The sequence below is a fragment of the Aureimonas sp. AU20 genome, assembly GCF_001442755.1.
In the GTDB taxonomy this organism is placed as follows: domain Bacteria; phylum Pseudomonadota; class Alphaproteobacteria; order Rhizobiales; family Rhizobiaceae; genus Aureimonas.
Map to the genome: position 1 here is coordinate 22,940 of NZ_CP006372.1, position 21,575 is coordinate 44,514.

At 58.7% G+C, this 21,575-nt stretch carries 25 protein-coding genes; 16 read left to right on the top strand and 9 right to left on the bottom strand.

What is annotated here, in order from left to right:
• Nucleotides 1-119 precede the first annotated feature (119 nt).
• The 3 genes from M673_RS22955 to M673_RS22960 all read left to right on the top strand — a co-directional run bounded on the left by M673_RS22955 (nt 120) and on the right by M673_RS22960 (nt 4,631).
• Nucleotides 120-1,004 carry a prohibitin family protein gene (locus M673_RS22955; RefSeq protein WP_244493303.1) on the top strand — a complete coding sequence of 295 codons (885 nt, stop codon included), beginning with the start codon at nt 120-122 and terminating at the stop codon, nt 1,002-1,004.
• A gap of 745 nt (nt 1,005-1,749) precedes the next feature.
• On the top strand, nt 1,750-2,694 hold the full coding sequence (locus M673_RS24420; protein WP_148640246.1) for a hypothetical protein: 945 nt from the start codon (nt 1,750-1,752) through the stop codon (nt 2,692-2,694).
• Between the two features lie 134 nt (nt 2,695-2,828).
• Nucleotides 2,829-4,631, top strand: coding sequence for a flagellin N-terminal helical domain-containing protein (locus tag M673_RS22960; protein ID WP_061979070.1), 1,803 nt, complete (start codon nt 2,829-2,831; stop codon nt 4,629-4,631).
• A gap of 113 nt (nt 4,632-4,744) precedes the next feature.
• Here the strand turns inward: M673_RS22960 and M673_RS22965 are convergent, their stop codons facing one another.
• The gene (locus M673_RS22965; RefSeq protein ID WP_061979071.1) at nt 4,745-5,014 is read right to left on the bottom strand and encodes a hypothetical protein; all 270 of its coding nucleotides are present in this window, start codon (nt 5,012-5,014) and stop codon (nt 4,745-4,747) included.
• A gap of 102 nt (nt 5,015-5,116) precedes the next feature.
• Here M673_RS22965 and M673_RS22970 point away from each other — a divergent pair, with 102 nt between their 5' ends.
• Together M673_RS22970 and M673_RS22975 are read left to right on the top strand one after the other, a co-directional pair.
• A complete protein-coding gene (locus tag M673_RS22970; protein ID WP_148640247.1) occupies nt 5,117-5,314 on the top strand; it encodes a hypothetical protein in 198 nt (65 codons plus the stop codon).
• 92 nt (nt 5,315-5,406) lie between these two features.
• Entirely contained in the window at nt 5,407-5,700 is a 294-nt protein-coding gene (locus M673_RS22975) for a hypothetical protein (RefSeq protein WP_148640248.1), read from the top strand.
• On the opposite strand, the gene M673_RS22980 is transcribed toward M673_RS22975, so the two are convergent.
• The 3 genes from M673_RS22980 to M673_RS24775 form a co-directional block, all read right to left on the bottom strand.
• Complete coding sequence (locus tag M673_RS22980; RefSeq protein WP_061979074.1) at nt 5,681-6,253, bottom strand: hypothetical protein; 573 nt, start codon at nt 6,251-6,253, stop codon at nt 5,681-5,683. The two genes, M673_RS22975 and M673_RS22980, sit on opposite strands and share 20 nt — an antisense overlap.
• On the bottom strand, nt 6,253-6,930 hold the full coding sequence (locus tag M673_RS22985) for a hypothetical protein (protein ID WP_148640249.1): 678 nt from the start codon (nt 6,928-6,930) through the stop codon (nt 6,253-6,255). Before M673_RS22985 ends, M673_RS22980 begins: the two co-directional genes overlap by 1 nt.
• A gap of 170 nt (nt 6,931-7,100) precedes the next feature.
• Complete coding sequence (locus tag M673_RS24775; RefSeq protein ID WP_156421159.1) at nt 7,101-7,271, bottom strand: hypothetical protein; 171 nt, start codon at nt 7,269-7,271, stop codon at nt 7,101-7,103.
• A gap of 212 nt (nt 7,272-7,483) precedes the next feature.
• Between M673_RS24775 and M673_RS22990 the strand changes: the two genes are divergently transcribed.
• Complete coding sequence (locus M673_RS22990) at nt 7,484-7,939, top strand: helix-turn-helix domain-containing protein (RefSeq protein ID WP_061979076.1); 456 nt, start codon at nt 7,484-7,486, stop codon at nt 7,937-7,939.
• On the opposite strand, the gene M673_RS22995 is transcribed toward M673_RS22990, so the two are convergent.
• A complete protein-coding gene (locus tag M673_RS22995; RefSeq protein WP_061979077.1) occupies nt 7,862-8,518 on the bottom strand; it encodes an SOS response-associated peptidase in 657 nt (218 codons plus the stop codon). The two genes, M673_RS22990 and M673_RS22995, sit on opposite strands and share 78 nt — an antisense overlap.
• A gap of 189 nt (nt 8,519-8,707) precedes the next feature.
• On the opposite strand from M673_RS22995, the gene M673_RS23000 reads away from it, so the two are divergent.
• Nucleotides 8,708-9,514, top strand: a complete 807-nt coding sequence (locus tag M673_RS23000) for a thermonuclease family protein (protein ID WP_244493301.1) — start codon at nt 8,708-8,710, stop codon at nt 9,512-9,514.
• Between the two features lie 297 nt (nt 9,515-9,811).
• Nucleotides 9,812-10,060 (top strand): hypothetical protein, encoded by a 249-nt coding sequence (locus M673_RS23005; RefSeq protein ID WP_148640250.1) that lies wholly within the window; start codon nt 9,812-9,814, stop codon nt 10,058-10,060.
• A 618-nt stretch (nt 10,061-10,678) separates the two neighbouring features.
• Here M673_RS23005 and M673_RS24780 read toward each other — a convergent pair.
• A complete protein-coding gene (locus M673_RS24780) occupies nt 10,679-10,819 on the bottom strand; it encodes a hypothetical protein (protein ID WP_156421155.1) in 141 nt (46 codons plus the stop codon).
• A gap of 134 nt (nt 10,820-10,953) precedes the next feature.
• The gene (locus M673_RS23010) at nt 10,954-11,193 is read right to left on the bottom strand and encodes a hypothetical protein (protein WP_148640251.1); all 240 of its coding nucleotides are present in this window, start codon (nt 11,191-11,193) and stop codon (nt 10,954-10,956) included.
• Between the two features lie 318 nt (nt 11,194-11,511).
• On the opposite strand from M673_RS23010, the gene M673_RS23015 reads away from it, so the two are divergent.
• Complete coding sequence (locus M673_RS23015; RefSeq protein WP_148640252.1) at nt 11,512-11,790, top strand: hypothetical protein; 279 nt, start codon at nt 11,512-11,514, stop codon at nt 11,788-11,790.
• A gap of 94 nt (nt 11,791-11,884) precedes the next feature.
• Nucleotides 11,885-12,016, top strand: coding sequence for a hypothetical protein (locus M673_RS25135; RefSeq protein ID WP_274534691.1), 132 nt, complete (start codon nt 11,885-11,887; stop codon nt 12,014-12,016).
• 182 nt (nt 12,017-12,198) lie between these two features.
• Here the strand turns inward: M673_RS25135 and M673_RS23020 are convergent, their stop codons facing one another.
• Together M673_RS23020 and M673_RS25250 are read right to left on the bottom strand one after the other, a co-directional pair.
• Nucleotides 12,199-12,414 (bottom strand): CsbD family protein, encoded by a 216-nt coding sequence (locus tag M673_RS23020; RefSeq protein ID WP_061979081.1) that lies wholly within the window; start codon nt 12,412-12,414, stop codon nt 12,199-12,201.
• Between the two features lie 341 nt (nt 12,415-12,755).
• The gene (locus tag M673_RS25250; protein ID WP_061979082.1) at nt 12,756-13,877 is read right to left on the bottom strand and encodes a globin-coupled sensor protein; all 1,122 of its coding nucleotides are present in this window, start codon (nt 13,875-13,877) and stop codon (nt 12,756-12,758) included.
• Between the two features lie 635 nt (nt 13,878-14,512).
• Between M673_RS25250 and M673_RS23030 the strand changes: the two genes are divergently transcribed.
• The 6 genes from M673_RS23030 to M673_RS23055 all read left to right on the top strand — a co-directional run bounded on the left by M673_RS23030 (nt 14,513) and on the right by M673_RS23055 (nt 21,499).
• A complete protein-coding gene (locus M673_RS23030) occupies nt 14,513-15,097 on the top strand; it encodes a recombinase family protein (RefSeq protein ID WP_061979083.1) in 585 nt (194 codons plus the stop codon).
• A gap of 466 nt (nt 15,098-15,563) precedes the next feature.
• Nucleotides 15,564-17,312 carry a type I secretion system permease/ATPase gene (locus M673_RS23035; protein WP_244510327.1) on the top strand — a complete coding sequence of 583 codons (1,749 nt, stop codon included), beginning with the start codon at nt 15,564-15,566 and terminating at the stop codon, nt 17,310-17,312.
• Between the two features lie 94 nt (nt 17,313-17,406).
• A complete protein-coding gene (locus tag M673_RS23040) occupies nt 17,407-18,825 on the top strand; it encodes an HlyD family type I secretion periplasmic adaptor subunit (RefSeq protein ID WP_082640099.1) in 1,419 nt (472 codons plus the stop codon).
• Between the two features lie 23 nt (nt 18,826-18,848).
• Entirely contained in the window at nt 18,849-19,112 is a 264-nt protein-coding gene (locus M673_RS23045; protein ID WP_061979085.1) for a hypothetical protein, read from the top strand.
• Between the two features lie 161 nt (nt 19,113-19,273).
• Nucleotides 19,274-19,582, top strand: coding sequence for a helix-turn-helix domain-containing protein (locus M673_RS23050; protein ID WP_061979086.1), 309 nt, complete (start codon nt 19,274-19,276; stop codon nt 19,580-19,582).
• Nucleotides 19,583-19,645: 63 nt separating this feature from the next.
• A complete protein-coding gene (locus tag M673_RS23055) occupies nt 19,646-21,499 on the top strand; it encodes a hypothetical protein (RefSeq protein WP_148640253.1) in 1,854 nt (617 codons plus the stop codon).
• The last annotated feature ends 76 nt before the right edge of the window (nt 21,500-21,575 follow it).

Genomic DNA, 21,575 nt, shown 5'->3' on the forward strand with positions numbered 1-21,575 from the left:
ATAGGCCCTAGCCATTCGCGCTGGGAAGCGTCACCTTGGGAAACCCAGTACAACCCTGAGGCTAAGAATGGGTCTGAGAATCGTCGGCGCCCTCGTTGTGACAGCCGTCATCATCATTGGTGTTCAAGCTATCTATAAATGGGCTCGGGAGAAGACGCGTGATCAGTAAGATTGCCTTTGGCGTCGGCGCTGCGCTTCTCATTCTGGCAGTGTTCGGATCGTTCTACACGGTGGACGAAGGCGAGCGGGCCGTCGTGCTCTACAACGGCCGCGTCAGCGAAGTCGCGGAGCCAGGTCTCCATTACAAGATCCCTGTGGTCGAGGAGACGGTCCCGATTTCCATCCGGCAGGAGAACTACCGGTTCGAGCACGTCACGGCCTACAGCCAGGACCAGCAGATCGGAACGCTCGTCCTGTCGGTGAACGTTCAGCCGACCACGAGCGAGGTGGCGCGGATCTACAGCGAGTTCGGGTCGGTCCAGGCTATGGTGAGCCGTGTTCTGGCGCCACGCGTCAACGAGGAGGTGAAGACCATCTTCGGGGGCTTCACAGCGGCCAGCGCCATTCGCGACCGGGGTAAGCTTAACGCCGATATCGAAGCCGCGATTCGCTCGAACATCGAAGGCGCACCATTCCAGCTGATCTCTTTCCAGCTCGAAAACATCGACTGGTCAGACAGCTATGAGCAGGCGGTGGAGGCCCGCGCAACGGCCGAGGCCGGAGTCGCAACACAGCGACAGACCTTGGAGCGCGAGAAGGTCCAAGCCGAGATTGCCGTGACGCAAGCGAAGGCGCGGGCTGACTCCTCCGTGGCCGAAGCCAAGGCGCGTGCGGAGGCCACGCGCCTGGCCGGTGAGGCGGAGGCTGCTGCGATCCGCGCTCGTGCTGCCGCCTTGGCCGACAACCCCAACCTCATCGAGTTGACGAAAGCAGAACGGTGGAACGGGGCCTTGCCCACGACCATGGTTCCCGCCACCGCGACACCGTTCGTCAATCTGCGCTGAGCACCAAAACCTGTTCAGGCAAACCGTCTCTGGCGTACGTCCGACCTTCGACAGCTCTTTGGTGCGGTGTGTCTTTCCAGAATGAGCAGACGCTCACCGCTGGCAACGTTTGGCACACCTAGGATCTGATGATCTGGGTGTCTCCGTATGCTCTCCAGCGGCGGTGGACTACCGGCTCAAGCCGCCACGTTTTGGCGCGGCTGGATCTTCAGCAGTGCTTCGCGCTTTGCCTCGCCGTTCCGCCGCGATTGGGTCCAGCGACGGCTGGCGACCTCCGACCATCAAGGGCAACGTCTGGCGTCGGTGCCGGCCTCGATCCGAAGCCCAACCCGGGCTTCGAGGTGCTCGAAGTTCAGGGGTGCACCCCAATCTGCAGGGCAGAGCGCCACGAATGGTTGTAAACTAGGTTAAAGATTTTCTCTCTCCGAGGTGTGATGGACCACCATTGAGGATCCCAGGGTCTCGTTGTGCGCTTTCAAATCACACTGAATCAGAATGGCCGCTGGTCGGTTATCGACACAGCGACACGCGATATTGCCTTCGACGATTTGCACCCGCTTCATGACCTGTCTTTGGGGGACGCTTTGGGTGCGGCTGAAGCGTTAGAGCTTGACGATAGGGCTTCCCTCATCGCGAGAGCTTTGCTCTCCGCGAGGAGATAGAGCTCCGCTATCTGAGTGGCCTCCAAGGTTTGGGAAAGCGCCATCTGCGAAGGAATCAGACCAACTCGATTGAGCTATCAGCGATGCAGAACCAGAACGCAAACTCGACGCTCGGCCAGATCATCAACTGGTACCTAGATTGCGCCGCTGATGGTCAGCATTCCTCATCGGGCATACCTAAGACGGACAACTACCTTCGAACGCACCGAAGTTTGGTTGACCATCATATCGAGGGTGCGACCCGCAGAAGACGTTTTGTTGATATCGACGTTCCCCAGATGCAGGCACTCATTGATCAGGCTGCGGGAGCCAACGCGGACTCGGCAGCTAAGGGGCTTCACGGCTTCTTTACTGATCTTGATAAATTCGCCGTTTTTAAAGGTCTGCTGGAGAAAACGAGGACCAAAAAGCTCCTCTCACCGCAGGTTACGCGAAAGGCGCGGGTGTTGTCTGTTGATGAGCTCGCCTACGCGTGGGAAGCGCTCCTTCGTAACAGAAGTGCCGGAGGTCTACCCACACGGCTGTCATGCCTGGCGGTGCTCATCTCTACGATGACGCTTCAGCCTCTATCCAACGTCCTGAAGCTGCGGAAGGATTGGCTGAAGGAGGGGTTGAACAGTTGGATCGAGCCCGATGTACCTCATCATGTGTACGTCCCAAGCCAGGGAGTGCCATTCATACAATCGGCTATCGAAATTGGGGAACTCGTACACCAAGAGCCGAAGACGGATTTTGTCTTCCCAAGCGTTGGACCGCGCTCAAGCTCAGATCTCAGTTTTAGCATTTCGCAGGTCCATGATGTGTGCGGCTTGGTGCTAGATCGTGGGAAGATCAAAGCTCAAGATTTGCTCGTTACCGGTGCTGAAGGATTACGCGCACAAGGCGGTGATAACTTCTCTACACTTATCGACCGCATCATGGCGTTTTGTCATGATGCGCCGGAGGGCACTCAGATTGCCATCGTGAACGCATGGGCTGATCGTCTCGAGAATCTCAGGAAAAATGCTTCTGCAGCCCGCTGGCGTTAGCGTTTCCTTCAATTAGGCCGCTTACTCTGAGTTCCTGCAGACAGCGACATTAACAGGTCGCCGGCATGAAGCCACTGTCCTGCTAGATGATTAGATTCGTCATGTCCCCTGAATGATCAATATGGGACAATCTTATGACCTCCGTGAACACAAACGCTGCTGCTCTCACCGCGCTGCGTACCCTGCAGAGCACCAATCAGCAGCTCGAGTCGACCCAGGGTCGTATCTCGACCGGCTACAAGATCGGCGAAGCCAAGGATAACGCCGCTTATTGGGCGATTTCCACGACGCTTAAGTCCGACAATAAGTCGCTTTCAACAGTCAAGGATGCACTCGGCCTTGGCGCTGCCACGGTCGATACCGCCTATCAGGGCCTCAATAAGGCCAAGGACGTTCTCGACGAGATCAAATCCAAGCTGGTTGCGGCAACGCAGGCGGGTGTCGATCGGTCGATCATTCAGACTGAGATTTCCTCGCTACAGGAACAGCTCAAAAGCATTGCATCTTCGTCGACCTTCTCGGGTGAGAATTGGTTGTCTGTCAATTCTGCGTCCTCTGACTATGACAGCTCGAAGGAAGTCGTTTCGTCATTCTCGCGCAATTCGGCAAATGGCGTGACGATCGGAACTGTTTCGGTCGATATTTCGAAGGTCGCACTTTTCGATAGTAATACGACGACCGGAAATCGTGGCATTCTTGACTCGGCGGTGGGCCTTACATCGTCCGACGGTCGCGCTCTCGCGATCGGTGGGACCGCTTCGACCACGGGTAATACGAACCTCAACGGTCTTGCTGGCGCAGTGGGCTCAGCTACCGGCGCTAACGCCATTCAAGGCGTGACAGCTTTCAACCTGACTGGTAGTTTTGCGGCATTGAATGCTGCTAATAATTTCAATGATGCAGGCGATGGCGTAAAATTTACCTTTGCTACAGAAGTTGGTTCGAGTTTCATTGATATTACGAAGGCTGATGCTACTATTGCTAACGGCGTTTCTGTTACCGGTGAAGTGAATTCGGTCCAAGAACTAGCTAATATCTTCAACAAGAAGGTCACGACACAAGGCGTAGAAGCGTTCGTTAACGGCGCTGGTAACTTGGGACTGCGTCGTACCGATGCCGGGGCGACCAAGACCGTTGCCGTTACTTCGGTGGCCACGATCGACACTGGATCTGGTACTGCTCACACCAGCACGGCGGGATTTGCTACGACACCGGCGGACACTGCCGCTAAGGCCGGCGTCGACGCGACGAAGGCGGCGCTTACAAGTGGCAACTTCTCCGCCGCAGTGACTTTGGACGCCGACGACCAGATCTCCTTCACGATCAAGACGGGCACGAACTCGGCGAAAGCCGTCATCATCGACAAGACCTTGGTAAACGACGCTCTCGGCATCAATACGGGAGTGATCGCGGACGGTTCGAAGTACCTCACGGTTCTGCAGGCAGCCCTTCGCAAAGCCGGCGTCGACGCGACTGTCTCTGCAGCTAGCGCCGCCTTCAAGTTCGAATCGACTGCAACTGGCGGCACGGCTAGCCTGTCGATCAGCCAGACTTCTGCTGTCGCTGGCGCAGCTACGATCTCCGTCACTAACTTGAATATCTCCGATGCAAGTCTTTCTGCACTCGGTGCGAAGAACGCAGACGATATCGCAAAGGTCATTGGATCGTACATTTCTGCGGTAAACACTGCGATCAACAAGATCACGACTTCTGCATCCAGCCTCGGTGCAGTCTCTAGCCGTATTGAGCTTCAGAAGACCTTCGTGAACACGCTGATGGACACGATCGATAAGGGCGTCGGCAACCTCATCGACGCCGACATGTCGGAAGAGTCCACCAAGCTCCAGGCCCTGCAGGTCAAGCAGCAGCTCGGCGTCCAGGCGCTCTCAATCGCCAACCAGTCGGCGCAGAGCGTCCTGTCGCTCTTCCGCTCGTAATCACATTTAACAGTGCGCACCGGCAGAATCACCTGCCGGTGCGCTCCAGCATCAAGCGCCTCTCGGACCTCACGGTCCGAGGGGTGTTTTTCTTTGCGCTCGCCTATTGTTCGTCACCAGCGCCGTTGCATCCAAGGCGGTGCCTTCCACTGCGCCAGGCTCTCACGCTCGAGTTTGTCCGGAAACGTGTAACGGACATAATCGGCACGTGCCCGGCAGCTGGAGCACCGCCAGTTCAACGTCTCGATGTCGGCCCCTTGCGCGATGAAGCCCTGGAAATCGATGCAGCGATAGATGACCCGTGCATTGCAGGGGTCGCAGCGCACGACGATCCCTAGGCCCTTGCGCAGCCCCTCGCCAAAGTCCCGTATTGCCTGCACCACTTGCGGACCCCATTCCTAACTCTGTGAACAAAGTAGGAACAAAAGCTTCCCTGCAAGAGCGTTCGGAGTCATGGTCGCCGCACGGAATCAAGAGGGGCTGCGATGTCTAGATTGTCGGAACGGATCACGGATCTTCCGCTTGCAAGCGATCTGGACGCAGCGATCGAGGAGGCCATTCGGACTTGTGGCGGCGACGCCCGCATGGCGGTCGGTGCCCTGATCCTGGGCCAGCGCTCGCTTCAGGAGGCCTATGCCCAGCGGATCTCGGCTGGGTATGTGCGCCGTGGTCTGCACAAATGACTGGCGGGCGTCGAACGCAGCGGTGGCCGACAATTTTCGACGCGCACCGCGCCGATCTTATGCGATCGGCTTACCAGCTATGGAGCGACTGCGTGCCCGCGATGATCAGTCTGCGCACTGACAGTCAGGATTATCACGCGGTCGCTCGCCTTCAGGCCTCCACCATCTCCTTCTCCAAGGAGATATCCGGAGGCCAGTCCTGGGTGAGCGTCGGTTCGACTAGCCCCGCCTCGTATCAACCTGAATGGCAGGCCGGTGGCGACGGCGAGATCGACCAGATCCTAGCGGAATGCAATGGTGATGAGCGGCTTGCCATCCAGACCCTTCTTGATGCGGTAAGGCAGCTGGAGCACGACCAGGAACGCTTTATGGCGCTTCACCCGTAGGGGCGGCATCGGGTTGACCTACAACGGCCAAGATGCCGGTTGGGAGCTGCAAAGCCTGTATGGTTAGAAGAACGATTGCGCTCGCTGCCCATGTTTCACGAGCGGTCCCTATCGTTTCACCATTCTGCATGCGATCGACCTGCCATCCCTGCCTAGTGCCAGGGGTAGGGTTCTTCTCTGTCAGACGCCATGAAACGCTGTCTCCTAAAATGCGACCGGTGAACTCAAGCGCCGCGTCTATGGAGGTTGTGTAGTGAGGAACTTCGATCGTTCGGCGAACCAGATATTCCTGTGAGGCATCCGATACCATGGTCGTGAAGCGGTCGTAGAAGTACCGCTCACCATCGATCAGCAAGAAAGGCAAAGGGCAATCCGCGACTTGGATCTCCTCTCCAAACTCATTCCGTATTTTCTGGACGGAACGACCATCGAAGGCTTCGAAAATCCTAAGATCCATGGAGCGACTATCGGTGAACCAGCTTGGATCGTTGAATGCCATCAGCAGTTGCTTAAGGGTTTCAGCGTCTGGTCTGGTGTCGAGATAACTCCACATCAGCCGTCCACCTTTGTCCAGACTTCCCGCCGCCCCGCTTGACGAGGCTCGGCGGTCATTTCGATCAACCGGTGAATGCGGTAGTACCATTTATCAGTCGTGAACCCGGCCCAAGACGGGTGCTGGATCCGAGCATACAACGTATCTCCGTCATCGTAGTAGATAACGTCCCGTGGCGGACCCTCAAACTGATTGAGGGTCGGCGCTAGATAGTCCCAGAGCGTTAGACCGCAGACGATCACTGCATCCGGGTTGATTTCACGTCTGATGCTCTGGAAGGATTCCGCACCGGCTTTGAACATTGCGTCAGTTGGACGACGCCCGGCTCCGCCTTCCTTCGTGTCCCTGCCGTCAACCAGCACTGGCACGTAGTTGTAGAAGGCCACCGAGTTCCAGAAGGCAATCTTGTCCTCCGGCGATTGATCGCCGCGACGAAGACCCGTCACGATCTCATGCAGTTTGCCAAAGAAGGCATGGCGACCATGGATTCCCAAGCCTTCCACGACGTCACTCGTGAAGCCGGCTGGCGTGCATCCAACCTTCGACAGGTCCTTCGTGTAATGCGACTCCCCCAAAATGAGCAGTCGGCAACCACCGACAACGTTTGGCACACCGAAACTTTTGCCAATCCACGGTTCAAACATTTCAGACCTTTCAAATGCAACGATGGATGCCACGACGCTGAACCGCTTGAGAGGTCGAAATCTACTTTTTAAATTTCCTGCAAAATGTCTGAGCTGTTCCTAGTGCACCTTTTCAGTAGGCACACTGTACCCGGTTGGGACTGGCCTGGCACATCGGCGGCTGGCCAATGGCTCTGACTCAGCCCCTCAGGAACGAAAGGGGTTCACTCCGTCGCCATCGCCTCGTTGCCATGCTGGATGTCGGCGTCGGTGGATTGGTATCGAATGAGAGGCACCGCTGTGCGCACATCCTGAACGGCCTCTGCCAGGGTCTTCTCGACCTCCCCCAGCTTGGCCAGCGCTTCGATCAGGAGGGCGTTGCGACAGGCAGGCATAGGGGGTCCTCGATCTCAGGGAAACCTACAAAGTTCAACTTATGGTGGTTTTTATTTCTTAGTAATCCCTTTTTGAGTGTGGGTTCTTATCTGTTTTGCAGCGCGGCAAAGCGCGATTCATGCCACACTTTTGGGTCAGGACGAGGGGCATGGCGGGTTCACGACATCGGCTGCAAAGCAGACATCGTTCGAACAGACGACGGAGAGTTCTCGTGGATTTGAAGTTGGATCCGGTCGATGTGGCGCTCGGCTTGCGAGTGCGGGCGTATCGAATGGAGAAGCGCCTAAGCATGCAAACCTTAGGGTTGCATCTCGGCGTCACATACCAGCAGATCCAGAAGTATGAAACGGGGCGCAACCGCATCAGCGTATCGACGGCGATCCGCATCGCGAAGGTGCTCGATTGCCCTCTCATTGATCTGATAGGCGCTGCTGAACCGGGCAGCAGCAACGCCAAGGACGTTCTCGCGAACCGGATACCGCCTCAACTCTCTCGGACGGTGGCGGATCTGGCTACGCTGCCGCCCAACATTCTCAGTCTGGTGTCCGATCTCGTCAGGGCTCTGTCGCAGTCGTCTCACGGCCAGGATCTACCCCTCGGCGTCGCTTCTCTCACCCCGTGCGACGATCCGCAGGACGCTGTCGGGAAGCGGGCGCTGAAGAGCTGACGCTTCTTTCCAATCCCCGACTAGCCAGAGGTCGAACTCGTCGGGTTCGGTCAGGATGACGGGCATGGCCTTGGGGTGGATTGCGCCGACCGTCCGGTTCGCCTCCGTCGTCAGGAAGCCGAACGCCTCCACCGTGACCTCGCCCTCGGCCTTCTTGCGAACGCTCGTCCATTCCGTCCAGAGACCGGCAAAGGCCATCAGAGGCCGATCCTCGCTGCCCGCGAACCAGACCGGGACCTTCTTGCCGTCCTCGTCGGTGTCGTATTCCGAGAACGAGGTGAATGGCACGAGGCAGCGATGGGCTGGGCCGAGCCAGCGGCGCCAGTGCGGGCTCTTGGTGTTGCGAATGTTCGTGATGCCCGGATCGGTCGCACGGCCTTTCAGGGCGAAGGCCGGCGAGGGCATGCCCCAGCGCGCCATCGTCAGCTCCCGCTCGCCGTCCACCGTGCGCACGATCGGCGCGCTCTGGTCGGGAAAGATGCCCGGCATGGGTGGCAGGTTGCCCGTGCGGTCCTTCATCGTCCGCGTGAACGCCAGGATCGCGGCCTGGCCCTTTGTCAGCGAGTAAAGGTTGCACATCAGGGGATCTCGCTGCCGGAACGGGGGAAGGCGCTGCCCTTCACCATGTGTTCGCGGTAGGCTCCAAGGCAATGTCGATGACCGAGGACGAAGCTGCAGATGGCTGACCAAAGGCTTCCAACCCTGGAGCAGGAGCGCGCCTTTGCCTCGCTCACGGACATTCTGGAAGGTCGACCCATCGACACGTCCATGGAGCGCATCGTTCGGGACCGGGAGGCGATGGAACACACCTTGTTCGAGATGATGGCGGACAAGCCTCAGGCTCCAGCCGCGACACTCCGGCGGCCTTCCAGACGGTGGCTCGTCGCGGCAGCGATTGGCCTCGGAGCGCTTGTCGTCTGGCTGACCTCGACGCCGGCACCGGCAGCCGAACGCATCGAAGGCCGCGCGACCGTCGTGGACGGCGACACGCTGGCGATCGAGGGCACGAAGGCGAGGATCAGGCTCTACGGGATGGACGCACCCGAGAGCAGCCAGACCTGTGACGACGCGGCGGGCAAACGCTATCTCTGCGGCGGCCGGGCGGCGCAGTATCTCGCCGACCTGATCGGCCGTTCCGGGCGCGTGGCGTGCTTCGAGGAAGATCGGGACCGGTATGGCCGGATCGTCGCCGAATGCGCCACACCGGGCAACGTCGTGCTGAACGCGGCGATGGTGAAGGCGGGCTGGGCGATCGAGTACAAGCAGTACTCGGACGGGCGCTACAGCCAGGAGGAGGCGGAAGCCAAGGCCGTCAAGCGGGGCCTCTGGGCGGGCCAGTTCATCGAACCGTCCAAATGGCGCAACCAGGGCCAGCGGCTGGAAAGCGAGCGCGCCGCCGAGGGGCAGCCCAAGGGTTGCGACATCAAGGGCAACATCTCGGGCTCCGGCAAAATCTACCACATGCCGGGCCAACAGAATTACGGGCGCACGAAGATCAATGAGAAGGCCGGTGAGCGCTGGTTCTGCAGCGAGGCTGATGCTCAATCGGCTGGATGGGTTCGGGCTAAACGATAGGCGCTAGACGGGTGCCTACAACTCGAAGATGATTTGGCTGAGGGAGGGCCACATGCTTCGAGGATTCGCAATTGCGTTGGCGCTGGCTGCGTCAATGTCATCTGCGCTTGCCGCGCAAACGACCCTGCAGGACCTGATATCGCGGCCGCCTCCTGCCGCGTCCGTCCCTATGACGCCGATCCCTGCCAAAGAGGTCCGTGTAGCTCAGGCGTGCTGCAAGACATGCTCCAAGGGCAAGGCGTGCGGCAATAGCTGCATCAGCCGGGAGAAGCAGTGCCATAAGGGGCAGAGCTGCGCGTGCGACCAGTGACCGCTCTCTCTGACCTCACGCCGATCCAGATCCGAGCGCTGATTAAGCTCGATACCCCAGGCGGTGACCCCGACAGCGTGGGCCGGCGGATCGAAGAGCTATCTCCGCAGATCCTGATGGGCGTGTTCGAATTGCTCGAACTGAAGCTCGCGACGTCGGAGTTCGGCTGGCAGAACACGGCCTGGTTCCGGCTGACGCCGAAGGGACGGGCTGTGCGGGAGTTTGGAGAAGCGTGATGTTTGCCTTCGCGGGCTCGTCAGCAGGGGGCGCAGAGCACCTTGGAGATCGAGCGAACGACGGCGTTCGCCGTGTCGCTTCCGGGTCATTCGGGAGCTCTTTCGAATGGCCCGCGTCTCCCTGACAAATGAGGCGGGTGACGCGGGCCGAACTGCTCATGGCGCAAGCAGTCCGCAGAATGTAACCTGTGGTTATTATATTTCAACGACAGTTTGGATTGCCGGATCGACGCCGAGGTAACGCACCGTGGTCTCGACCTGCGAGACGGGCTGGATGACACCGCCATGCGGGAGATCGAGCGCGGGCTATTGATAGCGCCCGAAGCAGCGCCACAAGAGGCAGGGCTGTGCGAGTGATCAATGACCGTCCTCTCCAACCTCACGCCTATCCAGATCCGAGCGCTGATCAAGCTGAATACGCCAGGCGGTAAACCGGAGGGGTCAGGAGGGTTTAGGGCCAACGGCGGGGCAACGGATGCCGGCTGATCCATCGCGTTTCCGGTGGGGCTAAGCACAGGGTCGCTTTGGCGAACGGGGACTCGCGCGGAGCCGGCTCCGGGTTGATGGACCTGATCTGTGAAAACAAAAAAGGACCGAATGGCTCCTTTGCGATGTCTGTTATCGCATCGGCCAGCCGTCTTTGCGGCGAGCGATATCTCGATCGATGCGTCGGCCGGTTATTTCAAAGTAGGCAATGGCGACTGGTATGGCGGCCAAACCGAACAGGGCGACCAAGAGAAGCGGATCCATGTCGGACATTTCAGCTCTCCGCTTTCATCAAGCCCACAAGATAGAATGCCACGGCCTCGGATACGAGCGCAAACAGGGTTCTAGCTGTAACGGTGAGGGAAGCTGGATGTTGCGAGCTGGATTAAGGAAGGTGCGCGAGACGTTTATTCCCTCCTTGGCATGGCCTCGGCGCGTATGATGCCCCGCCAACCCAAATCGATATGCGGGAAATCATCGCCTTTCGTCAGCAGAGGGCGGCGTTCCAGCTTCGCCTTCGGCTTCAGCAATGCAACCAGCACCGCATAGACGAGCAGCAAGGCAATGCCGGCAATGGCATAAGGCGCGAAAGCGGCGAGAGGCGAGGCGTCGGCCATGCTGCTCCATAACAGCATCGCCGCGGCCATGAACCAGTCAGTGCCAGCGACACGCCGACCCATCTGACCCGACACCACCCCGCAGGCTCGTCCGTTCCCCGCTGCACTGCCGCCGGTCCCGGCCGCGCCCTTCCCGGCCTCTTCGGTGTCCCGCGCCTTCTGGCTTGCCTCGCGCCCTGGCCATACCCCGGTCGATGACGGCCCAGCGCCAAGCCATAACCGCTGCGCGGTCCTCCTCTTCGTTCCGGTCCCCGGCTGCGCCGGCGAGGTTGGCCAGCCCTGCCCTCGCGGATCGGGTGGCTGTGGGGATTGGCTCCGCAAGCTGAAACCCCTAGATTGGAAGCGAACGTGAAGATCGACAGGCTCAAGATCGCCAAGGCTCTCAAAGCTGCCAGCAATGACCAAGGCAACGCCGACGACCTCGCGCAGGAACTCGCCGACGCCTACGACAATGCGGAGAAAGACATGGTCTCCCTTGAGGACCTCAAAGCTATCAATGCCCGCTCCGACGCGCGCCACGCCGAAATGCTTGCGAAGTTTAGAGATGCGACCAATCGCCAGATCATCTGGACCGTCGTCATCGCCTTCCTGGTGGTAGGGACGATCGCTGCCATCGTGAAGCTCTGATAGGCCTAGGAAGGCGGCTCCTGCGGGCTTCCATTTTCGCCACGCCCACCCTTCAGCACGGCGCTACACAATTGCGGAGAAGAGCATGGTTTCCATGAAGGATCTCGAGGAGATCAGTGCTCGTTCCGATGCGCGCATCAAGGCTGCCGTTAACCGCCAGATCGTCTGGATCGCCGTCATCGGCTTTGTCTTTACTATCGCGATCGTCGCCATCGTGAAGCTTTGACAAGCGACATAGGCGTGTCCCTTTAGGCCGAGCTTTGATTGCTGTTCTCCCCGAGCTCCTGAAGGGGTCTCAGTTCTTCGGATCACGATCCTTCACGCGCACGCCTGGCCGTTGTAGGTGTGATCGGACAGCAAAATGGGCGCCACAGGATCCTGTAGCACCCATACAAGGGTCTGAATATATCAGAGCTTGTCGTGCGCAGCCTTCGACACGCTGTCAGCGCCATCCTTCACTGCGGCTTTGGCATCGCCCTTCACCTGCTGAGCTTCGCCCTTCAGCTCCTGGGCTTTGCCCTTTGCTTCCAAGCTCTCATTGCCGGTCAGATTGCCAACCCCTTGCTTCAGGTTGCCCATCGCTTCGTTCGCCAGACCTGCGGCTTTGTCGCTCGTGCTACCCATGGGATCTCCAATCTCTGTTGCTGTCTCTGCGACAAAAACGAGCTTTTCCGTGATTGGTTGCAAGCCGCTGCCTCAGTGCCTTGCAAATGAAGGTGGCGATGAGAAGAGGTCCCCTCCTGATCGAAAACGTATTTCAGCGCAGCACGGCGCTCGAACAGGGAGTGCTCATTACAAATCTTTAAGACGTGGAACCAAAGGCTGCGAAACGCGCCCCTACTTTGGGTGTCGGGAGCACTGATCGGCATCTTTTTGAAGAGGCTCCCCAACCGTTCCGCAGACGGTCTTCTACGATTGCTTCTGTGCTAGCGGTGTCGCAATCGATCCGAACCTGCCCCAAGTCTTCACGCTGCCTGAGCGACAGGTGGATGCAGCATCTTGACGACGGGTGTTGAACTTAACATCTGACCGGACTGGTCTAAGCGCTGCAGAACCTCGTTGATCTGCTCTGCACCTAACGACTGCTCGCGGCAGGCAGACGAAATCTCAGACACGAGTTCGGTAGTGCGCTGGATATGGGGGACGAGCGCACGCAAACTTTCACCCGCCGCTTCGGACGCCTGAAGCGTGCTCGCAGTCAACGTCTCGATCTCGCTGGCCGCTCGTCCCGCTCGTTCGGCAAGCTTACGGACTTCGCTTGCTACGACAGCAAAGCCCTTGCCGTGCTGACCGGCACGCGCCGCCTCAATCGCGGCGTTGAGGGCCAGAAGGTCTGTTTGGCGGGCGATCTCCTGCACGACGGAAATCTTGGCAGCGATGGTACGCATGGCCACCACCGATCGCTCAACCGCTTCGCCTCCACGCCCAGCACTGGCAGATGCATCTTGCGCAAGTCGCTCTGTACGGCCCGCGTTGTCCGCGTTCTGGCGGATGTTGGCGGTCATTTCTTCCATAGTCGAGGAGGCATCTCCCAAGGCACGCGACTGCTCATCGGCTAGGCGCTGGCGCTCGCTGTCGAGCCTGACCTTCTCAGCTTCCAAAGCCTGGAAATAGGTCGAGATACCGAGATCCATGTCAAGGACTGCGAGCTTCACGAGAAGCCCGATCAGACGTCCGGCGTTCTCGGTTCGGCGACGACCAACGAAGCCACGTCCCACTAAAGTTGGGACGAGTTCGGCAACCATCGTCTCCAAGATCAGGCCATATCCGCCAAGATGCCAACGCGGCTCCAGACCAATGCGTGCATGGACGCGGCCGACGCGTTCGGCGTTCTCAGCATACGCTTCATCAATCTCACCCGATGCGATGCGGCTCCAATGCTCGCCCTGGGCAATTCTTGCAGCATCGAGTCGTTCGCTATTTGGAAAGAAGCGGTTGACGGCTGGAGTGGCCTCGACTTGAGCGTAGAAGCGACCGAGGGCACACTCGAGCGCCTGTTGAACCAATACCGCATGAGGCTTCAAGCTTTCCAGCTCATCCTCCTCGATCTGAAGGAAGCGCAAACGTTCGTTGAAAGCCGTATGCATCTGCCCTGCGTCCCGTTGGCTAACTATTAAGCTCGGGTTGCGGTGATATAACCGTGGAGTGAAGGCTTCGCTAAGGGGAGCGTATCGTCGAATTCGAAGTTTCCAAGTGCCGCGGCAGTGCACTGTGCTGGAGCGGTTCAATTCGCGGAGGGACGATTACGGCACGCATTTAAACGGCCGGACGAACACCTCCAACATGTAGAATGCAATCAGCAGCTTGTGGGCGCTACACATCCTCACTAGACCATACAAAAATTAGAATGCGGCGTCACTTCAGCGTCGATGTGGGGGTGGTCGTGACGCCCACCGAAATTTCGAAGTGTTCCCAATCTCAACGGGGGTATGCTGATGCTAGGGATAGGTCTGGCGGTCTTTAGGCACAGTATAGAATTTCGACCGCAACATCATACCACTGATAGATTGTAGTCTTCGTAGATTGATCAGAATCTGAGGAACGAATTTCGACGCCTAGATACTGCAAAACCGTTTACTTTCACACCTGTCGGAAAACACCTGTTTTCCGACAGGTGAGGGACGAGCGGTGATGTTTGCGTGCTTGGATATCCATTTTTGCACGACAAACCATGTCGGATTGACTAGATGTGCGGAAAGCTCTTACCGAGGGATTTCCGTACATGCTGGTCGGTTACATGCGGGTTTCCTCCAGCGATGATCGCCAATCCGTCGCCTTGCAGTGCGACGCACTGGTCGCGGCTGGGGTGGACGAGCGTCATATCTATTCCGACAAGGCATCGGGCGCGCGAGACGACCGGCCGGGTCTGAAGGCGTGCATCGAGTATATGAAGTGGGGCGACACGCTTGTTGTCTGGAAACTCGACCGCCTTGGCCGTTCCCTGCCTCACCTGCTAGCGATTGTCGAAGACCTGCGTTCTCGTGGCGTGGCCTTCCGTTCTCTGACCGAGTCCATGGACACGCAGACGCCTCATGGTGAGCTTCTGTTCTCGTTTTTCGGCGCCCTTGCACAATATGAACGAGCCTTGACCCGTGAGCGCGTTATCGCCGGGCTGGCTGCTGCGCGCCGAAGAGGGCGGCGGGGCGGGCGTCCTCCCACCCTGACGACTGAACAGATCGAGCAGATCACGGCCGCCCTTGCCGCCGGCGCCAGCAAAGCGTCCGTGTGCCGAACCTTCAAAGTGGCCCGCTCGACCTTGATCGATACGCTGGCCCGCATCGGTTGGTCCTCACCCATTCGAGTTTAAGCTCTGCCGCAACGGATGCGAGCTGTCGTTGCGGCCAGGGGCGCCCATGCGAACCATCCTGTTCTCATATAGGAGCACGCCATAAGCAAAAGACCGTTGCATGCCCGCCCCAGCTTCAGCTTTTGAGAGCGTTTTCTGCGACACCCCAAGGCTGAAAATCTCAAATCGATTTTTAGCCTCATTTCGGCCTTGATGGAAACGAAAGCGAGGAAGCTAAAGGGGCTCTCGCTTCCTGCGATCGATAAATTTGTGTTAAGCGGTATGCGTTGTGCCGCGTGGTATCACGCCAAGAGCCTTCATGGGTTCGGTTCGAGCAATGAAAGAAGTGAATCTGACGATGGCTCGAATTTGGCAGCCGCAAGCTCTGCGCTTCATCGCATTAAATAATGCAGTGCCGAAGTAAAATCATGGCAAAAATTTAGTTTTGCTTTCCAAAATAAAATTTTTCCATTGATCGGGGGTGCGGGTGTCGTACATCAGTAATAAGAAATCGGCATTGGGCGGAGCACTTTCCGTCTGCAAAACGAATTTCATATTCGTCATTGTTTTTAGCTTTTTTATCAATCTGCTGATGTTCATCAGCCCCCTCTACATGATCCAGGTCTATGACCGGGTTCTCGCCAGTCGCAGTGAAGTGACTTTGATCATGGTCACGCTGCTGGCTGTCGCACTGCTGGTTGTTTATGCCGCCTTGGAATCCATCCGTTCCCGTATTCTCGTCAGAACGGGCGCACGGTTCGATAAGTTCATCGGCAAGAATGTTTTCTCGACTTCCTTCCGCGGGCACCTGCGTTCGCCAACCGGTGGCTACTCGCAACCTGTGCGAGATCTCGACACGCTTCGAGAATTTCTGACGGGCGGAGGCATCATCACCTTCTGCGATGCGCCGTGGATGCCGATCTTCCTGGCTGTCTGCTACATGATCCATTTCTGGATCGGCGTCGTGGCAACCATCGGCGCGGTCGCGATTTTTGGCCTTGCGCTCGCCAATGAGCTGATGACGCGCCGCCATCTCAAGGATGCCTCCGTCGCCTCGATCGGCGCCAACCAATACGTCTCGACGACCCTGCGGAACGTCGAGATCATCCATGCGCTAGGCATGATGAAGGCCATCAGCGGCCGTTGGAGCACGCTGCACGACCGGGCGATCGGCTTGCAGGCACAGGCGAGCGACCGGGCGGGTCTGATCCTCGCGACGTCGAAATTCATACGAACTGTACTTCAGATCGCGATCCTGGGCGTGGGCGCCTATCTCGTGCTGGAGTCGGAAGTGACGCCGGGCGCCATGATCGCCTCCTCGATCATGATGGGCAGGGCCCTCGCTCCGGTGGAGGGCGCTGTCGCGCAATGGAAAGGGTTCATGGCGACCCGCTCGGCCTATGACCGACTTTCCAAAATGTTCGAAAGCACTCAGCCTGAGCCGGAGAAGATGCCGCTCCCGACGCCGACCGGAGCGATCACTCTCGAGCAGCTCGTCGTTGCCCCTCCGGGCACGAACGCTGCGACGCTCAAGAGCGTGAATATGCAGATCATGCCTGGCGAAGTGGTCGGCGTGATCGGTCCGTCCGGTGCGGGCAAGTCCACACTGGCCCGTGCTCTGACGGGTGTTTGGGCGCCGCTCAGCGGCCATGTCCGCCTCGACGGCGCCGACATCGACAACTGGCATGCGGAACTGCTGGGACCGCATATCGGCTACCTGCCCCAGGATGTTGAGCTTTTCTCCGGCACGATTGCCGAGAACATCGCCCGTTTCACATCGGTCGATGCCGAAGCGGTCGTGAAAGCCGCCCAGAAGGCTGGCGTTCATGAAATGATCTTGCAGCTCACCGACGGCTACAACACGAAGATTGGTGAAGGCGGGCGTTCACTCTCCGGCGGTCAGAGGCAGCGCCTCGGCCTTGCGCGCGCGCTTTACGGCGATCCGAAGATCATCATTCTCGATGAGCCGAACTCGAGCCTCGACAGCTATGGCGAGGCGGCTCTCGCCCAGGCATTGCGGATCGCAAAATCCGAAAAGCGCACTGTTGTGGTCATCAGCCATCGTGCGTCTTTGCTCAACGAAGTGGACAAGCTCGCTGTCTTCACGGCTGGGACGCTGACCATGTACGGTCCTGCGGCGGACGTGATCGAACGCCTGAACCCACGCTCGGGAACGCAGGCGCCTGTTGTTCAACCCATGGGTCAGGTGACCCACATGACGCGCGCGAACGCTTGACGGCTTACAAAGCTCAAACGGCAAGCCTGATGAATTGCACTTCTCAGGTGGACGACGCCCCGATTTCGCCGGAAACGCCAGAAAGGCAAAGCGCATGACCAATGGATCTATGGAACCTATGGAACGCGCGCTTCCTGCTTTGGAATCCAAGCGGAGTTTGCCCGGACCCTTGGCGCGCTTCCTGAAGAAGGGTGAAGACCAGGATCTTCATGAGGCTAGGGACATCAGCGCCCCGGTCTCCGCTCGCGGTCCGATCATTGCTGGTCTCGTCCTTATCGGCGTGACCTTCTTCGGCGCTGGGGTCTGGGCCTCGACAGCTCCGCTCGCCAGTGCTGTCACGGCATCGGGCACCGTGACGCTCGCAGGCAAGCGGCGATCCATCCAGCATCTGGAAGGCGGCATCATCAAATCCCTTCATGTCCGCGAAGGTCAGGAGGTGCAGGCCGGTGACGTCTTGGTCACGCTCGACGAAACGCAGGCCAACGCCGCTGTCGTCCGCCTGCGGACCCAGCTTGATACGCAGCTCGCCATGCAGGCTCGTCTGATCGCCGAGCAGAGCGGAAAGGAGAGCATCTCTTTTCCGTCCGATCTCGAGCAGCGCAACACGGATGCGAAGGTCCAGGAAATCCTGGCAGGTCAGCAGCAGGAATTCGACGAGCGGCGTAAGACGTTGTTCGGCACGGTCGATCTGCTGCAACAGAAGATTACTCAGCTTCAGCGTACGATCGATGGCCTGACGGCACAGAGAAAATCCCGCGAAACGCAGGTCAAGCTGATCCGTGAGGAACTGACTGCGCTGGAAGGCTTGCTGCGCAAGGGATTGATGAACAAATCCCGTGTTCTGGAACTGCAGCGCGGTTCGGCACAGCTCGACGGTGAGATCGGTGATGTCACGGCCCAACTCGGCCGGGCTCAGCAGCAGATTTCCGAAGCGCAGATGCAGATCATACAAACGCAGCAGCAGTTCCGCGAGGATGTCGTCTCGCAGCTGCGCAATGCCGAATCCCGTGCCGCCGATCTGCAGCAGCAGTTGTTCGTGGCCAGCGATATCTCGAAGCGCTTGGACATCCTCGCGCCCCAGAGCGGCACTGTGCAGAACCTTGTCGTGACGACGGTGGGCGGCGTCATTGCGCCGGGCGAGGTGCTAATGGAGATCGCGCCCAAGGAAGGCGACTTCCTGGTCGAGGCTCAGGTGTCGCCGCTCGATATCGACAATGTTTCTATTGGACAGGAAGCTGAAGTTCGTTTCTCGGCGTTGGATCTGCGTACGACGCCGGTAATCATGGGCAAGGTCGTATCGCGATCGGGTGATCGGATCGAGCCGAACAACCGCCCGCCCTATTTCCGTGTTCAGGTCGAAACGCCGCCTGAGGAGATGAAGAAGCTCCAGGGGCGTCAGTTGCAAGCGGGTATGCCGGCGGAAGTGCTGATCCAGACCAGCGAGCGGACCTTGATGAACTACCTCACCAAGCCGCTGACGGACCAGCTCCGCCGTGGCATGAACGAACAGTAAGCCTTCAAACGGAGAATATCACTATGACCGATTCCAACGGCTTTCAGCTTCCTCCTGAGAACAAGGAACGTGTCATGCGTCTGACGCAGGATGTCTTCGTTCCGAACCTCCAAAAGGCCGTCGAGGAAGGTAGCAAGCATGCGCCTTTCACTGAGGTCTTGAGTGCAGCCTCTACGGCATACGCCAATCTTGTTGAGATGACTGTCGGCCGCGAAGCTGCCGTCATGCTTCTGCGCAACTTGGCCGACCATATGGAAACGCGCCCCGTCGAGCAGCCGATCCAATAAGGGAAGCGGCCTTTCGCGAGGCCGAACGTCGGGCGTTGCCGTCACTGGAACTCGCGCGAATTTTGTCCTATGATAAAGTTCCGACCGTTGAAGCGGTTTCTTCTAAAATTTTGATCCGCTTCCGGAAGCTGGTTTAAGGCCAGGTGCGTAAGGGTTGAGTGATGGCGACGCAGACTGTTCTGGCTGAGGATATGGCGCGCCAGCGTCTTCGTAAGGAAGGCGGTGCCTGGCTTCGGAGCCGGCGCGAGGCTGCCGGTCTGTCGCAGCGCGAACTCGCCGAACGCGTTGAGGTTGGTTATTACACGTTCGTCTCTCAGATCGAGGCGGGACGTGGCCGTATCCCAGCCGAGCGTTACAGCATCTGGGCAAACGCCCTCGATATGAACGCACGCGACTTCGTGCGTAGCATCATGTCCTATTACGAACCGAGCACGTACGAGATCCTGTTTGGCGAAAAGGGTCAGGCGTGATCGGTCGCTCGATGGCCGCGCCGATCAGCGTACGCTTTTAGGCGCTTGGGAGCGGATCGCGTCGTGACGGCAACCATTCTTTCCTTCGGACGTCGCCAACCTAATACGCCCCTTCTGCCAACGAAGATGCCTTGGCAGAACCAGGATCTCGCCGAACTCTATCGCGTTCGAGATCGCTTGTGTGCGGCCGGGCTGAATGTCGACGTCGAAGCCGGCGTTACCGACGAGGGTGATCCCTGGTTCGTGTACGTTCAGGCGGGCACCGACAATGTCGTTGTCCATATCGCGCGTATCGACAGCGAGATTCATGTCATCAACTGCGTGACGGGCGGTGCCTATACTGGGACGAGCTTCCGTGAAGTGTCCGACCAGATGCTGGCGGATGCGCCTCTTGCGCTGAGCACCCAGGTGCGCAGAGGCTCCAACGTCGTCCTGCATCCCAGTGCGTTCCTCACCGCCTTTGTCGCTGCCGCGATCATGCTGATCGACCTTCTGGAGCACGGCAGGGCCGAGGCGGCGACCCACCACGATGATGTAACCGGTATCGGGCATCACGGAGGGTGGGTCGTGACAACCGGCGCTTCGCAGGCTGACCCTGAGGCTGCCCATTCCAACCAGCCCGCCGCCTCCAGCAATGAGCCTACTGGCGATGTGGATGTTCTTCATCGTCGCCTGAGCAAAGAAGCGACCTTCTCGCTCCAAACCCTTTCCAACGCATCCCCTATAACCAATTTCCTAACCGTTCCTGGCACTGGTTTTACGCTGGCTTCATCGCACGGTTTTCTGGCTGAAGTGCCTGGCATGAGCGCGAGCGTGACGCTCGCGGCCGGTCTTCTGGCGGCCGAGTTCGCCCGCTCGTTCGCGAGCGAGGTTGCGCATTCGACGCCCGAGAACACAGGACTGACGCAGGGCTTCGTCTCTCTCCTGAATGCGTTCGTCGCCGTCGAGTCCGTCCACGCTAAGGCACCATCGCTGCCTGCGTCTGTGTCGGCCGTTGTGTCCGCGCCTGTCGATCCCATCGCGATTGTCACGCACAGTGAAGCAGACACCGCCCATCATGCCGTAGTGGCGGAAATCGGCTCATTGAGTGCGGCTATCAGCGTCAAGCCGGTTGCAGATGGGTGGACTGAGCACGCTCTGTTTGCAGCATCTGACGCGCACAAGACGACCCCGTTGGGGGCTGGATCTTCGGTCTTCCAATCGCTTGTGCAGGCTATGGCTCCCGCGCAGGAAACAACGCGCTCCACGCCTACACCTTCCACACCTGCCGAGACGTCCGCGCCCATACCTGTTGCCGTTGCGCAGACCGCCACTGGCACTACCAGTCCTCTACCCGCTACAAAGGCTGAAGGGACGAAGGACGGATCGACGCTCGATCTCGGCTGGGTCGTGTCTCAGCTCGTCAAACACACAAGTCTAGCGGACTCACTGCAACAGTCGTTCAATCTCTCTGATAATTCCATATCCAAGACCAAAACGCCGCTGACCGATAGTTCAAGCGAGAAGACTACGTCCAGCATTTCGCCAGACCATGCCGCCGTTGACACGACCGTTTCCAGGCCCGAGCTTCTAGCGCCGTTGGACACAGCCCTGTCGGTCGATGATCCCAAGACGGAAACCAAACCTGTCGAGTCCACCATCGTTCAGGCGAAGGATGGTGTTGCGACGTTGCAAGCCGGTCTGCATGAGACGGTGCATTACCACACCGGCACTTCGCTGACGATCAAGGGCTTCGTACTGGGAGAGGATCATCTTCTCTTCGACGGTACGGCGGGGGACACGATGACGAAGAGCGCCCGTGCGGATGGCTACGACCTCGTTTTGGGTGATGTGGATACGGGGATCATGCGTCTGATAGGCGTTCTAGCCGATCCCGCTATCTCTCATCCGCAGGGCGAGCAACACGCGGACGCTTGATCGCACTTCAAAAAACTCGAACCTGACCCGAACCTTAACGGGCGAAAAACCATAGGTCGGGTTTGACACGGTAAGT